Source organism: Hungatella sp. L36 (genome assembly GCF_014288035.1).
The window spans coordinates 1,021,729-1,037,241 of the sequence record NZ_JACOPC010000001.1; the positions used below are offsets into that span (position 1 = coordinate 1,021,729).

Genomic DNA, 15,513 nt, shown 5'->3' on the forward strand with positions numbered 1-15,513 from the left:
TTGTAAATACTTACAGGAGTTATACTAGAAAGCAGGGATATTTCCGCAAAATGCGGGTGTTTGAATGCCGCGGTGACTCCTGCGCAGTACGTGCGGGTAACCATTATGGGAAAGTACAGGGAGGAATACGGGAAATGGGATACGAGTGTGATAAATGTAAAATTCTGATCGTGGAGGACGAGCTGCTGGTCAGAAAGGCGCTGCGCTACATCATCGAACAGGAGAGCGATGAATTCGAGATCATCGGGGAAGTGACGAACGGGGAGGAGGCGCTGGAGTTTCTGGAACAGAGTCTGCCCCACATGATGATCTGCGACATCATGATGCCGCGGATGAACGGGCTGGAGCTTCTGCGCGCCGTAAATCTAAAGTATCCGGAGGTGTCCACGATCATTCTGAGCGGATACCAGGATTTTGAATACGTCAAAAGTGCATTTAAATATGGCGTGTTTGATTACATCCTGAAACCGGAGCTGGAATCCGACTATCTGCTTAGGGCGCTCCGCCTCTTAGGCAGAAAGAAGGGGGTCATCCATGCCAAGGATCACGGGGGCAGCGGCGGAGAGGAAGCGTGTCCGGAGCAGGGGGACGCCTGCACCACCTATTATCTGATCGCCATACAGCCCGGGAAAATCCTCCAGGGGGCGACCAACAAGCAGGAGCTTACCATCGGCCACATGGAGGAGATGATAAAGGAAGCGTTTGGGCGGTTCTATCTTGACAGCTTTATACTGAAAAAAAGCCAGGTGTACATCTACACGATCGGCTGCTTTTACCCGGAAATGTTTGACGGGAAGCTGCGCACGATGACCGGGCAGGGCACCGCCTATCTGCGCAACATCGAGATGATTATCAGCCCGCCCTATGAAAAGGGCGTCTCGCTGGAGGCGGAGGCACAGAAGCTCTCGGAGCTGTTCTCCTACCGGTTTTTCGACAGCCGGAAAGATTATCTCGATCTGAGAGAGACCGGGATTTTGCAGCTTCCGGCTCTGGATCAGAAAACCGTGTGCGATCTGGTGCGCCAGCAGAAGGCGGGAACCGCGGGAGCCGTGCTGGTGGAGTACTTAAGCTCTCTGCGGGGCATGGCGGTCAGCGAGATGGCTGTGAAGAAGCTGATGGAGAGTACGCTCTATAACACGATTTTTGAATTGAATGAAAATGAATTCTGCCCGCCCCAGCTGGAGGAGCGCAAGCTGTCCTTCCTGACGGCCATCGGCACCACCGACAGCCTGGAGGGGCTCATCGGGGCCATTGCCGCCATCTATCAGGAGATCGGGCAGATTACGGAGGAGGCGAGGGGGAGCGGCCTTTATTTGAGGATCACGGAGTATCTGTACCGGCATTACAGCGAACCGGTGACGCTGAAGACTCTGGCTGCGGATTTTAACATGAATTATTCGTACCTCTCCTCGTACTTTTCCTCTCACATGGGGCAGGGAATCAATGAATTCTTAAACTCGGTCCGGGTGGAAAAGGCGAAAGAGCTGCTTGCCGCCTCAGAGCTTTCCCTGTCGGAGATTGCGCAGGAAATCGGATATACGGACCAGAGCTATTTTGGAAAGGTCTTTAAGAAGCAGACCGGCTACTCTCCGCATACATATCGGAACCGGGCGAAGCGGCAGGGGGAAAAACTATGAAGAGTCAGATTCGGTGGGGTACCTTTTTCAAGCTTTCTCTGGTAGTGGTGAGCAGCATTGTCCTGACTAATTTCTGCACCATCGCCAGCTCGGACTGGATCACGAAGAATCTCTTCATCCAGTCGTCCACCTTTTTAAATGCCAAGCTGATGGACAACATCAAGAAAAAGGTGGAAGAAAACAACAACTCCTATTTAATGCTCTTAAGGCTCCTGGAGACGAAACCGGCTTTGAAGAATTACTTTCTCGCCGCCGACTCCTGCGGCACGGAGAAATTTATTAAGACGTACGACATTCTGAAGGTCTACCACGATTCCGTGCCTTCCGGTACGGCTCAGAACCTGGTCGCGGTCAGCAATCAGGGCAGCGCGTTTTCCTTCACAGGGGAGAGGATCTCGGTTCCGGTGGAAGAGATAGAGACCATGCCCTGCTCCCTGAAGATCAGCGAGACCAGCAGAAGGCTCCAGTATACGTATCAGGACCACGGCATTACCGATGATTTTAAGGACAGGAAATGCGTGATAGCAGCACGGCGGCTGTTTCTTCCGTCATCCAGCGAAAGCTTTGCCACAGCCTACATTACGATTCCCGAGGAGGAGTTCTATCAGATGTTCAGCGAGGCCGTTCCGGAGGGCAGCCGCATGGTAATCCTGTCTTCCGACGGCCAGATTGTGTCGGGCAATGTAAAAGACAGTCTGGGAAGCGAGGAGACGAAGCTGCTCTCGCTGGTCCGTTCGATGAGGGAGAACGGAGACACATACCGGACCGTAAAGGAGAACCATAAACCGGAGATTGTGATATCGGGTTACATACCGGAGCTGGATATGTACATGGTCAACACGGTGGAGGAAGCGGCCCTCTTAAAATCCTACGCGGGAGTCCGCCGCAACATCCTTGTAACCGGCTTTCTGATCACGGGGACGGCCATCGCCGTGGTATTCCTCATCATGCGCCGCATCGTATCGCCCCTTAACTTCTTCATCCAGCAATTGGAAACGTTTAAAAACCGCAGATTCGAAAAGGTGAGCCCTGTGAAAGGCAACTCGGAGGTGAGGCAGATGGCTGATGTCTACAACCGGATGGTGGATGAGATTGACAGCTACGTCAAACAGCTGATGGAGGAGCAGGAGCGGGGGCGGCGTCTGGAGATTGAGGCGCTGCAGATGCAGATCAACCCGCATTTTATGTATAATACGCTGGCCTCCATCAAGTATCTTACCTGGGAGAACAACACGGAGAAGGCCTCGGATACCATCAATGCGCTGATCGCCATTTTAAAGAAGACGATCGGAAACATGGAGGAGGAGATCACGCTGCGGGAGGAGATCGATCTGGTCCGGCAGTATGTGTTTATCAACCAGGTGCGGTACGGCGACCGCATCGAGGTGGAGTATTTCCTGGCAGAGGAGGGCATGGAATGCATGGTGCCCAAGCTGATTCTGCAGCCATTTATCGAGAACGCCTTTTTCCATGCATTCCAGAATAAGAAGGAGGGGAAGATTCGGATCTTTGCAAAGAAGCAGCGGGATGACCTGATCTGTGAAATTATCGACGAGGGAGACGGCATGTCACAGGAGGAGACGGCGGACCTGCTGAGCAGCGACAGGAGACGCCATCTGACCGGAATCGGCATTCCCAATGTCCATGAAAGGCTCCGGCTGATCTACGGGGAGGAGTACGGCGTGACCATACACAGTGTGATCGGAACCGGCACTTCGGTCAGCCTGAGACTTCCTTATCACCTGAAAAAATTACCAAAATTATAAAAAAGTACTTTTTTTCTTTTGCCTTCGTCTGGATTTGATCACATGATGCTGTATTATTCCAAATAAAATACGATATTTTTGTGAGTTATAACGATAAAATAAAGGCATCATATAGAAAAGGAGAAGACAGAGATGAAAAAAATGTATTTGTTTGCGGCAGCAGTAGCGCTGGCTGCCAGCCTGACTGCTTGTGGGAGCAAGGCGCCGGTTGACAACGCGGGAACGCAGACCGGGGAGGGGACGACGAAACAGGAAGCTGCCGGCACCTCCTCGGGGGACAAAAAGACGGTGACCTTCTGGGCATGGGATAAAGAATTCAATATTGCCGCGCTGGAGATGGCGAAGGAAATCTACGAGACGGATCATCCGGATGTGGAGATCAACATCGTGGAGGTCGGCCAGAATGATGTGGTACAGAAGCTGAACACCGGCCTGGGATCAGGCTCCTTAAAGGGCCTTCCGAACGCGGTTCCCATCGAGGATTACCGGATTCAGTCCTTCTTAAAATCGTATCCGGGAGCATTTATGGATCTGACTTCCGAGATTAATTACGACAATTTTGCCGCATATAAAAAGGGACCGATGACGCTGGAGGGGAAATCCTACGGCATTCCGTGGGACAACGGAGCCGCTGTCATCTACTACCGCAAGGACATGATCGAGCAGGCGGGATATACCGAAGAAGATATGCAGGATTTAACCTGGTCGCAATTTATCGAGATGGGCAGAAAGATCAAAGAGGCCACAGGAAAGAAGATGATTTCCCTGGACCCGAGCGACATTGAGTTAATGAAGCTGACCATGCAGTCTGCCGGAACCTGGTTCACGAAAGAGGACGGAACGACTCCGAACATGGAGAACAACGCCGCGCTCAAGGAATGCCTGCAAATCATCAAGACCATCACCGATGACGATCTGGTCAGAACGTACAGCGGCTGGGCGGGCCTTTTGGAAGGCGTGAATAAAGGCGAAGTGGCATTTCAGCTGAAGGGCTGCTGGTTTACTCCTTCTATTATGAAAGGGGAAGGTCAGGATGGCTTGTGGAGAGTTGCAAAGATCCCGAGACTGGACAGCGTTCCCAATGCAACCAATGCTTCCAACTTAGGCGGCGGCAGCTGGTACATCCTAAACGGCGTTGAAAATTCCGATATCGCCCTGGATTTCTTAAAAACCACCTTCGGCGAGAACAAAGAGCTTTACAACCAGCTGCTGGATGAGAAGGGAATCGTAGGAACGTATTTACCGTCTCAGGAGAGCGATGTCTATAATAAAGAAATTCCGTTCTTCGGCAACCAGAAGATTTACCAGGAGATTGCCTCCATTACAAAAGAAATTCCGAATGTAAACTATGGTACCTATACCTATGCGTTCCAGGATATCGTGATGGCGGAAATCCAGAAAATCCTGCAGGGCGAGGACATCGACGCCGCCATGAAGAGCATGCAGGTTCAGGCGGAAGCACAGGCCCGGTAAGACCTTTGGGAGGAAAACAATGAATAGTAAGAAAATATCCAGCGTTATAAAGGGATGGTTATTCATTGGTTTCGGCACGCTGATTATAGTGATATTCTGCTTTTATCCCATGATAGGAGCGTTAGCCAATTCATTTCAGACAGGAATGGGGATGAATCTCCATTTCTGTGGGCTGGCTAACTATAAACGGCTTCTGGTCGATCCCATATTTCTGTCCTCAGTAAAAAATACATTTCTCTACCTGATTGTCCAGGTGCCGGTCATGCTTTTTCTGGCCATGCTGTACGCAGTGCTCTTAAACGATAAGAAACTGAAATGCCGCAGCTTCTTCCGCATTGCGATCTTTCTTCCGTGCGTTACCTCTCTGGTAGCCTATGCGGTCCTCTTTAAGAGCCTTTTCTCCGACAGCGGTTTTATCAATCAGATGCTGATGACACTTCATGTGATCCAGTCGCCGATCCACTGGCTGACGGACGCCTTCTGGGGGAAGATTACGATCATTATCGCAATCACCTGGCGCTGGACCGGATACAACATGATCTTCTTTTTATCCGCGCTTCAGAATATCGATCCCGAGATTTACGAGGCTGCGGAGATCGACGGAGCCAATGTGGTCCAGAAGTTCTTTTCCATTACGGCGCCGCTGTTAAAGCCGATTATTCTGTTTACCAGCATCACGTCGATCAGCGGAACACTCCAGCTGTTTGACGAGGTAGTAAACTTAACCCAGGGAGGACCGGGCAACGCGACGATTACGATGTCACAGTACATCTACAATCTCTGCTTTAAATACACGCCCGACTTCGGATACGCATCCGCGGTTTCCTATGCGATTCTCCTGATGATTGTCGTTCTCACAGCAATCCAGTTTAAAGTGACGGGAGGGAAGAAAAATGATTAAAAAAACAGCAAAATACGTATTCTTATGCATTGCGTCTTTTCTGTCCATCTTCCCGTTTCTGTGGATGATCATCAGTGCGACCAATGCCTCCGTCGATATCACAAGCGGCAGGATGATGCTGGGTAACCAGTTGTTTACAAACATTCACACGCTGTTTACCACGACGAATATTGTGACTGGCATCAAGAATTCCATGATCATTACGGTAATCGCCACGGTCCTAACGGTCCTGGTAGCCGCCATGGCCGGATATGGATTTGAGATTTATAAGAGCCGGATCAAGGATAAGGTCATGGCGCTCCTTCTGATGTCCATGATGGTACCTATGGCAACGCTTCTAATACCCCGCTACCGTATGTTTGCAAAATGGGGACTGCTTAACACATTTTTATCTGTCATTCTGCCGTCCATGGCGACCGCGTTCCTGATCTTTTTCTTCCGTCAGAACACGAAGTCCTTCTCGAAGGAAATCCTTCAGGCTGCCAGGGTAGACGGACTGGGAGAAATGAAGTCCTTTTTCCTCATTTACTGCCCGGTCATGCGTTCGACCTTTGCGGCGGCCACCATTATCACCTTTATGAACATCTGGAACAGCTACTTATGGCCGCTGGTTGCCCTTCAGACCGACGACAAGATGACCCTGCCCCTGATCATATCCGCCATGAACTCCGCTTACACACCGGACTTTGGAATGATCATGGTAGCCATCGTAACGGCGACCTTCCCGACCGCAGCGATTTTCTTCATCATGCAGAAAAGCTTCGTAGAAGGAATGCTGGGCTCCGTTAAGTGATGGGGAGTAACGCCCCGCGCCATTGCGTCAGGCCCAGGCTGCGGGCGGATCGGGGCGGGACCGCTATGGTTATTCCGTGTCCGTCTTGCTTCCTACTCACCATAAGAAAGTCCGAACCTGTCGTACACGCCAAATACGGGCGCGTTCGCCAGGCTCGGACTTTCTTATGATTCGTATCCAGATGCCGGCACACTGGAATAACCATAGCGCTCCCACCCCAATCCGCCCGCAGCCTGGGCCTGACGCAATGGCGCGGGGCTGTGTACCTCGGGAGCCAGGATGGCAGACCCGCTGGTGTGTTGGAGGTTTTAGTGTTTTATATTTATGAAATAGTATTGTTTTTGCTTCTGTTTTTGCTTTTTTTCCGGAGCAGCCAGTACACAGCCCAAATTCTTGTGGGGAGGGGGAGGCGGGGAAGAGGGCAGGCTTCCTTTTCCGAGGCTCGCAGGAACTTAAGCCGGAAGGCAGGAAAAAAGGGTGGTGAAATCTGGCCTCCAAGCCAGATTTCAAGTGCACATGGAGGAGAAGTCCTTCAGGAGTTCTCCGTAATTTGCGCGATCCGCCCTTTTTTCCTGCCTTCCGGCTTTAGTTCCTGCCGCCGAGGAAACAAGAAGTCTGTCCTCTTCCCCGCCTCCCCCTCCCCACAAGAATTTGGGCGTAGCATAATCATTTTGACATTTTGCATAGAAACGTGTTATATTTTTGTAAATACTTACAAATACTTCGTAGGAGAGCATTTCATATTGCCTTTTAAAGGCCCGGGGAGGTATACTAGAGGAGTAAGAACGGAGGCATAACATGAAACTGAACAGAACGACACAGAGAACCGTGGAAATTTTAAAGATGATTTCCAGAACACCGGAGGGAGCGACGCTCGATGATCTCTGCGAGAAGCTGAAGCTCCCGAAGACGAGCGCCTACGATATTGTGACGACGCTGGCCGAGATGGGGATGGTCAATGTGGCCAGGGGGCAGAAGCAGAGCTATACCATCGGGCTGATGGCCTACCGCATTGGAATTAACTATACGAATAATCTGGATTTTATCAGCACGATTGAACCGGTGCTCAAGGCATTTTCAAAGGAAGTGGGCAAGACCGTGTTTTTCGGAATCCCTTCCGACCACCACGTTGTCTACATATGCAAGTTTGAGCCGGAAAACCCGATCATTACCACGGCGACGGTCGGCTCGAAGAATCCCATGTACTGCACCTCGCTGGGAAAGGTCATTCTTGCATACAGTGACGAGGAGACGAGAGAGCAGGTGATAAACAGGATTAAATTTGTCAGGCATACGGATCGGACGATACTGGGAAGAGAATCGCTTTTGAAGGAGCTGGAGAAGGTCCGGGAGCGCGGGTACGCGTTCGATGCGCGGGAGATGGAAGAGCACATGCAGTGTGTGGGTGCCCCCGTGTTCGACCGGGATGGTTCCTGTCTGGGAGCGATCAGCGTGTCCAGCTTATACAAGCCGACCGAGGATTACGAGGCGCTGGGAGCCCTTGTCGCGGCAAAAGGACAGGAGGTTTCAAGACTGTTAGGGTTTCTTGGAAAAATATAAAGATTACCTGTTGACAAAATGAAGAGAAACGATTAATATTCAAGTATAAGAATCGCAATTATGAAAGACATTCGTATATGCGAATAAGAAGGAGAGAGCAATCATGAAAAAAGAACAGGTTTTAGCAAAGATGAAAGAAGACTGCCTGGTAGCCGTTGTTCGTGCAAAGGATCTGGAGCAGGGCGAGAAAGTGGTTGACGCCATCATCGCAGGCGGCATTAACTTTATTGAGATTACCATGACCATGGATGAAGGCAACCCGGTTGAATTCATCGCGAAGATGGCTGAAAAATATAGAGATAACAAAGACGTTGTTATCGGCGCAGGTACTGTACTCGATCCGGAGACAGCAAGAGCCGTTATTCTGGCAGGCGCCAACTACGTTGTAAGCCCTGGCTTAAACGCAGATACCATCAGAATGTGCAACCGCTACAGAGTCCCGATGCTTCCAGGCGTTATGACACCAACCGAGGCGATCACCGCATTAGAGTGCGGCTGTGACGTTATCAAGATCTTCCCGGGCAACATCATGGGACCGGCAGCCATCAGCTCCTTCAAGGGCCCGCTTCCTCAGGGCGAATTCATGCCGTCCGGCGGTGTTGACGTGGACAACGTGGACAAGTGGATCAAGGCAGGCGCTTACGCAGTAGGAACCGGCAGCAGCCTGACAAAGGGCGCCAAGACAGGCGACTTCGCGGCAGTTACAGCAAAGGCTCAGGAATTTGTAAAGGCAGTTGCGGCAGCACGCGCTTAAGACAATACCTGGTGCCTCCCGGCGTAAATACGCCATGCACCAGCACTGGCATCAAATCAGAAAATGGATTGAAAAAGGAGATTAAATAATGGCAAAAGTAGTAACAATGGGCGAAATCATGTTAAGATTATCTACCCCGAACAATGAGAAGTTTATCCAGGCAGATGAATTTGACGTAAATTACGGCGGCGGCGAGGCAAACGTAGCAGTTTCCCTGGCTAATTACGGCCATGACGCAGAGTTTGTGACAGCAGTTCCGAAGAACCCGATCGGTGAATGCGCAGTAGCGGCACTGAGAAAGTATAACGTATGCACAAAGCACATCGCAAGATGCGGCGAGAGACTGGGGATCTACTTCTTAGAGACCGGTTCCGCCATGAGAGCGTCTACGGTTGTTTATGACAGAGCTCATTCTTCTATTTCCACAGCAACTGAAGCTGATTTCAATTTTGATGAGATCTTCGAGGGCGCTGACTGGTTCCATTTCACAGGAATTACACCGGCAGTCAGCGATTCTGCGGCTGAACTGACAGAAGCGGCCTGCAAGGCTGCCAAGGCTCACGGAGTTACTGTTTCCGTAGACTTGAACTTCCGTAAGAAATTATGGTCTTCCGAGAAGGCTCAGAAGGTCATGACAAATTTAATGCAGTACGTTGACGTATGCATCGGCAACGAAGAGGATGCAGAAAAGGTTCTCGGCTTCAAGCCGGGCAACACCGACGTAACCTCCGGCGAGCTGGAGTTACAGGGCTATGTTGACATCTTCAATCAGATGATCGACAAGTTCGGCTTCAAGTATGTTATCAGCTCCTTACGTGAGAGCCATTCCGCTTCCGATAACGGCTGGTCAGCCTGCATCATGGACGGCGCAACACGTGAGTTCTATCACTCCAGAAAGTACCACATCACACCAATCGTAGACCGTGTAGGCGGCGGCGACTCCTTTGCAGCCGGCGTGATCTGCGGCATGGTTGACGGCAAGGATTATAAGAGTGCACTGGAGTATGCGGTAGCTGCTTCAGCATTAAAGCACACCATCCCTGGCGACTTCAACCTGGTTACAAGAGAAGACGTTGAAAGCCTTGCAGGCGGAGACGGCTCAGGACGTGTACAGAGATAATTAAGACAGCGGGGTCATTCTAATCAGCTTTTATAAGCTTTTGCAGAATGGCCCCTTTTTAGAAGCGAGGAAGATCGATCATGAGTGACAGACCATTTGATTTGTTAAGTTTAGGCGAACTGCTGCTGCGTTTATCTCCGGCCGGAGTGGAGCGCCTGGTGCGCGGTGATTCATTTCAGAAGCAGGTGGGCGGAGCAGAGTTAAACGTCGCAGTCGGCGCGGCCCTTTTAGGACTTCACACCGGCGTGGTGACCCAGCTTCCATCCCATGACATGGGCAATTTCGTAAAAAATAAAGTGCGTTCCTACGGAATCAGCGATGATTTCTTTGTCTATGACCACAGCTCCGATGCGAGACTGGGCCTCTATTACTATGAATACGGCGCCCATCCCAGAAAACCGAAGGTTATTTACGACAGAAAGAACAGCTCCTTTTACAGCATCAGCGTGGACTCGTTCCCGGAGGACATGTACCGTGCGGCAACCTGTTTCCACACGACGGGAATCACCCTGGCTCTGTGTGAAAACACGAGAAAGACCGCCGTTGACATGATCCGCAGGTTCAAATCCACCGGCACCATCATTTCCTTCGATGTGAATTTCCGCGGGAATCTATGGACGGGAGAGGAAGCGAGAGAGTGCATCGAGCAGATTCTTCCCTATGTGGATATTTTCTTCTGCTCGGAAGACACCGCCCGGCTGACCTTTCAGAAGACGGGAACAGCCAGGGAGATGATGAAGAGCTTTACAGAGGAGTACCCGATCTCCATTGTGGCGTCCACCCAGAGAGTGGTGCACAGCCCGAAGAGCCATACCTTCGGCTCCGTGATTTACGACGCGGCCAGAGATGAGTATTACGAGGAAGAGCCCTACCGCAATATAGACGTGGTGGACCGGATCGGAAGCGGGGACGCCTATATCGCGGGCGCCTTATACGGACTGTTGAGCAGCGGCGGCGACTGCATGGAGGCGGTGCGTTACGGCAACGCGGCCAGTGCCTTAAAAAATACCATCCCCGGCGACCTGCCGACCTCGGATTTAGAGGAAATGAACATGATTATCCGTGAGCACAACCAGAAAGGCCCGCAGAGCGAAATGAGCCGGTAAAACTGGAAAATTATGGTTGACAAGACGGGGTTCTGAATCTATTATATTAGTAATGGCAAAACTGTCGAAAGGCAGCGACGCAAAGCTAAAGGGCCGTATGGGCAGCCAGCTGCTAAAACCTTACGATATGTTTGGGGCTTCAGCCAGATTAATCTGACTGAAGCCTTTTTTCGTGTATAAAAGAAACGCTGCCGGCATCAAATGAGTTCTCTCATAGATCGTTTTTTAAGGGGCCATCCCTGACATATTTCTGCTGCTTGATTCGTAAATGGCGACCTGTAGGAAACAAGGAGGAAAAATATGAAAAAGGAAAACAGCGTCAGCCGGAATCATGTGAGAACGGTAATCCTGCTTGTCATACTCGTTCTGGTGTTTATCTATCTGTTCCTGTATGATTTTTCAATACGTGTCGATCATCTGATGACCAACATGACGACAGAACACCTTGCGGATGTCAACGACCAGTCCCAGACTGCGGTAAAGACGGAACTGACCAGAGTGTTTGAGGAAGTGCGGTATACGGCGGATTTCCTGTCGGAGACGCCGGAACTGACGGAGGAAGCCCGTCAGAGAGTCTATGAGCAGCTGAAGGAGAAGTGCGGATTCGCCAATATCCGGCTGGTTTCGGCAGATGGAGGCCTTTACACCGTCGGGCACGAGGCTCTTCCCCAGTCGGTAGGAGGCTATGTGGAGGGGATCTGCAGAGGGGAAAGCGGGATGACGGATGTCTTTCTCTCCAGCGTGACCGGACAGGAGGTCTTCGCCTTTTATGCGCCCGTGAAGCGGGAAAAGACTGTGGAAGGCGGAATCGCCGGAATCATGATCGTGGATCAGATGGTGGACATGGTAACCACCAACGGGTTTAATTCCGGAAGCTACAGCTACGTGTTGAAGTCGGACGGAACGGTGATCATGCAGACGAACCATGCGGACAGCCTGTACAGCGGCCGGGAATATTTCAGCTTTCTGCGCAGCGATACGGATATGGGGGCGGAAGCCGTCAGCGAACTGCAGAAGAAGCTGGAGCGAAAGGAGAAGGGCGTCTTCCTGTTTACGGCCGCGAATGAGAAGCGGATCGTATACTATGCGCCGGCCGAGATCAACGACTGGTACGTGCTTACCGTGGTTCCCTATACGGTTTCCAACTGGTACCGCGAGCACATCGGAAAGACAGCCTTATACCTTACGGTGAAGATGCTCGTGCTTTTCCTGGCGCAGCTGGCTGTCATCATTCTCTGGTCCAGAAAGGCGAGAAATATCATCCTGGACTCGAAGGAGGCCCTGGAGCTGGAGAAGAAAAAGCTGGAACTGGCGCTTCTTCATTCCACCGGCACCACGTTCGAGTATGTGCCGAAGGATGACAGCCTCAGCTTTATCTCGCCTCCGGTCGTGAAGGAGGTGGAATTCCCGACTGTTTTAAACCAGATATCCACGAAGGGGGCCGCTGTGGGACTGGTGGCCGCCGTGGATCTGGAAAAATGGAAGATGATCTTAAAGAGGATTGCCGAGGGGAAGGAACCGGGGCCGCTGGAATTTGCGGGCGGAACCTCCTTTTCGGAGGACACGTATTTCCGGCTGTCCGTGACTCCGGTGAGAGGCGGTAAGGGCGAGGTGGCCAAGGCCATCGGAACGCTGGAGGACATCACGGAGGAACGGCGGATCCGAAGGCGTTTCGCCCAGGAGGAGCAGTACCGTGCGGCGCTTCTCTCGGAGGCGGTCGCCATGTGGTCCGTGGACCTCGTGAGACAGCAGGTGATGGCCTGCACTATCCATGGAAAAGACTGGCTGGAAGGCGGCAAGGGCTTTCTGTACAGCGGAAGATTTATCGAGAAGATGTGCCGCTACGTCCATCCGGCGGATCACGACAGGATCGCCGGGCAGATGCAGGCCAACCGGATGCTGGCCGCTTATTATACCGGAGAGCGGGAGCAAAAGGAGCTGTTTCGCGCGACGTATCCGGGCTCGGAGGACTATAAATGGATGACGTGTACGATTTCCCTGCTGACGGAGCCGGTCTCGGGAAATCCGGTGGCGTTCGCCTATGTGCGGGATGTGGATGAGGAGACGAAGCGGAAGATGGAACTGATGTATTCCTCAGAGCGGGATCCGCTGACGGGTCTCTACAACAGAAGGAATATTGAAGAGAAGGTGGAGCAGGCCCTGAAAAATGAGGACAGCCTGTCCTGTCTGATCATGCTGGATTTAGACTGCTTCAAGGAGATCAATGACAAATACGGCCATCAGGAGGGGGACGCGGTCTTAAAGAAGATGGCGCGGATTCTCTCGGGTGCGTTCCGGTCGGACGATTTCATTGCCCGGTTCGGAGGCGATGAGTTTATCGTATTCCTGGATCACATACCGAACTGTGAGTGCGCCAGCTTCCGGGCGGAGGAGGTACGCCGCCAGGTATACGCCCTGACGCTGAACGGAGAGGAACGTATCGTGTCCATCAGCATTGGAATCGCCTTCGGCCCTCGTGACGGGGATACGTTTGAATTACTCTATAAACACGCGGATGAGGCGCTCTATATGGCCAAGGGGCGGGGCAAAAACCAGATCGCGTTCTATGGGGAAGAGGAAGAGATGATGATCCTGGAAAGGCCGGATTAAAGATAATACAGAAAATACCGCTGTCGGAAGAATTCTTCAAAGAGAAGATTCCTCCGGCAGCGGTATTTCTTTGTGATGAAAAGCTTTTATAAGAAAAAAGCCATTTCTGCAATAGCGATCAGTTTCCGCATTCGATGCTGATCTCATTAAATCTGTCCAGAATATCGTCCACCTTCAGAGAAGCCTTGTCTTCATCGGCAGAGTCGATGATGGCCCTGCCCTGATGCATCATGATCAGGCGGTCGCCGTACTCCACGGCATAGCGCAGATTGTGGGTTACCATGATCGTGGTTAAGTTCTTTTCCCTTACGATCTGGTCCGTCAGCTCCATGATGACCTCGGCTGTCTTAGGGTCCAGCGCGGCCGTGTGCTCATCGAGAATCAGAAACTCGATGGGAGTCATGGTGGACATTAAGAGCGCCATGGCCTGGCGCTGGCCGCCGGAGAGTACGCCGACCTTTACATGCAGCTTATCTTCCAGACCCAGTCCGAGAGAATGAAGCTGTTCCTTATAATAATTGATTCGCTGGCGGTTCGTACCCGGAAGGAGATTGAAGGGCTTGCCCTTGTTGTCGGCCAGGGCCATATTCTCCAGGATTGTCATGTGCGGACACGTTCCCATGGCCGGATTCTGGTATACGCGGCCGATGCGGCGCTGACGCTTGTATTCCGGCATGCTGGTGATGTCTTTCCCGCCGATGATGATGCGTCCGCTGTCCAACGGAATGCTTCCGCAGATGATATTTAACATGGAAGTCTTGCCGGAGCCGTTGCTTCCGACCACGGAGACGAACTGGCGGTCCCTGATGGTCAGGCTGAAGTCCTCGAAGAGGCACATCTCGTTGACGGTTCCCTGATTGTAGTATTTATTGATCTGTTTTAATTCAAGCATGACTCTTCACCTTCTTTTCCCTGCCGTTGCTGAGTACGAGTATGACGAGGAACAGCGCGGCCGTAATCAGTTTCAAATCGGAGGCCTCCATGCCCATATAGATAGCGAGAGAGACGCAGCCCTTGTAAATGATGGAGCCGATGACGACAGCCGTTGTGGATTTGACAAAGCCCACACGTTTGAACAGCTTCGTACCGATGATAACATTTGCCAGGCCGATGACGATGGTGCCGGTACCCATGCTGATCTCAAAGAAGCCCTTCTGCTGGCAGTAGACCGAGCCGGCCAGTGCGGCCAGGCCGTTGGCAATCGCCAGCCCCACGATTTTTACCATGCCCTTGTCTTTTGCAAGAGAGGTAACCAGCGTGTCGTTGTCACCAACTGCCCGGAGCAGGCAGCCGGACCGTGTCTTTAAATAGAGGTCCAGCAAAAGCTTTACCAGGATCACGATCACGGCGAGAATGATAACGACGGTGAAATTACTGATGCCGGCCGGAAAAATACGGCTTACAAATTCATTTTCAAAGATCGAATCGCTGTTGAAGATCGGTACGTTAGATTTACCCGCAACTCTTAAGTTGACGGAGTAGAGGGCGGTCATGACAATGATACCTGACAGCAGGTCCCGGACCTTTAATTTTACGTGAATGAATCCCGTCACGCATCCGGCCAGGACGCCGGCCGCAAATGCGGCGAACAGCGTGAGCACCGGATTAACACCGGCCAGTATCAGTGTGACCGTTACGGCTCCGCCAAGCGGAAATGTTCCGTCCACGGATAAGTCCGGAAAGTCCAGAATCTTATATGTGATATAGACGCCCAGTGCCATGATGGCATAGACCAGGCCTTCTTCAAAAACGCCAAGTATGATTGACATGATAGCTTTCCTCCAGGAGAAGTA

General features: G+C 51.7%; 12 protein-coding genes and 1 riboswitch. Of the genes, 10 read left to right on the plus strand and 2 right to left on the minus strand.

Annotated elements, in window-relative coordinates:
- The first annotated feature begins 134 nt into the window (after nucleotides 1-134).
- The 10 genes from H8S80_RS04415 (at nucleotide 135) to H8S80_RS04460 (ending at nucleotide 13,720) form a co-directional block, all read left to right on the plus strand.
- Nucleotides 135-1,637 (plus strand): response regulator transcription factor, encoded by a 1,503-nt coding sequence (locus tag H8S80_RS04415; RefSeq protein ID WP_117630351.1) that lies wholly within the window; start codon nucleotides 135-137, stop codon nucleotides 1,635-1,637.
- Nucleotides 1,634-3,403 (plus strand): cache domain-containing sensor histidine kinase, encoded by a 1,770-nt coding sequence (locus H8S80_RS04420; RefSeq protein ID WP_117630352.1) that lies wholly within the window; start codon nucleotides 1,634-1,636, stop codon nucleotides 3,401-3,403. Before H8S80_RS04415 ends, H8S80_RS04420 begins: the two co-directional genes overlap by 4 nt.
- A gap of 132 nt (nucleotides 3,404-3,535) precedes the next feature.
- Complete coding sequence (locus H8S80_RS04425) at nucleotides 3,536-4,876, plus strand: extracellular solute-binding protein (protein ID WP_025531395.1); 1,341 nt, start codon at nucleotides 3,536-3,538, stop codon at nucleotides 4,874-4,876.
- A gap of 19 nt (nucleotides 4,877-4,895) precedes the next feature.
- Nucleotides 4,896-5,777 (plus strand): carbohydrate ABC transporter permease, encoded by an 882-nt coding sequence (locus tag H8S80_RS04430; RefSeq protein ID WP_002600113.1) that lies wholly within the window; start codon nucleotides 4,896-4,898, stop codon nucleotides 5,775-5,777.
- Nucleotides 5,770-6,570, plus strand: a complete 801-nt coding sequence (locus H8S80_RS04435; RefSeq protein WP_002600112.1) for a carbohydrate ABC transporter permease — start codon at nucleotides 5,770-5,772, stop codon at nucleotides 6,568-6,570. Before H8S80_RS04430 ends, H8S80_RS04435 begins: the two co-directional genes overlap by 8 nt.
- 798 nt (nucleotides 6,571-7,368) lie before the next feature.
- Nucleotides 7,369-8,130, plus strand: coding sequence for an IclR family transcriptional regulator (locus H8S80_RS04440; protein ID WP_002600111.1), 762 nt, complete (start codon nucleotides 7,369-7,371; stop codon nucleotides 8,128-8,130).
- A gap of 103 nt (nucleotides 8,131-8,233) precedes the next feature.
- Nucleotides 8,234-8,884, plus strand: a complete 651-nt coding sequence (locus H8S80_RS04445) for a bifunctional 2-keto-4-hydroxyglutarate aldolase/2-keto-3-deoxy-6-phosphogluconate aldolase (protein ID WP_002600110.1) — start codon at nucleotides 8,234-8,236, stop codon at nucleotides 8,882-8,884.
- Nucleotides 8,885-8,972: 88 nt separating this feature from the next.
- Nucleotides 8,973-10,004 carry a sugar kinase gene (locus tag H8S80_RS04450; protein ID WP_002600109.1) on the plus strand — a complete coding sequence of 344 codons (1,032 nt, stop codon included), beginning with the start codon at nucleotides 8,973-8,975 and terminating at the stop codon, nucleotides 10,002-10,004.
- An 80-nt stretch (nucleotides 10,005-10,084) separates the two neighbouring features.
- Complete coding sequence (locus H8S80_RS04455; RefSeq protein ID WP_025531419.1) at nucleotides 10,085-11,110, plus strand: sugar kinase; 1,026 nt, start codon at nucleotides 10,085-10,087, stop codon at nucleotides 11,108-11,110.
- Nucleotides 11,111-11,154: 44 nt separating this feature from the next.
- Nucleotides 11,155-11,227: riboswitch (cyclic di-GMP riboswitch) on the plus strand.
- Nucleotides 11,228-11,410: 183 nt separating this feature from the next.
- Nucleotides 11,411-13,720, plus strand: a complete 2,310-nt coding sequence (locus H8S80_RS04460) for a sensor domain-containing diguanylate cyclase (protein WP_117630353.1) — start codon at nucleotides 11,411-11,413, stop codon at nucleotides 13,718-13,720.
- A 118-nt stretch (nucleotides 13,721-13,838) separates the two neighbouring features.
- Here the strand turns inward: H8S80_RS04460 and H8S80_RS04465 are convergent, their stop codons facing one another.
- Entirely contained in the window at nucleotides 13,839-14,612 is a 774-nt protein-coding gene (locus tag H8S80_RS04465) for an ABC transporter ATP-binding protein (protein WP_117630354.1), read from the minus strand.
- On the minus strand, nucleotides 14,605-15,489 hold the full coding sequence (locus H8S80_RS04470; protein WP_002600105.1) for an ABC transporter permease: 885 nt from the start codon (nucleotides 15,487-15,489) through the stop codon (nucleotides 14,605-14,607). The genes H8S80_RS04465 and H8S80_RS04470 overlap by 8 nt, the downstream gene beginning before the upstream one ends.
- Nucleotides 15,490-15,513: the final 24 nt, after the last annotated feature.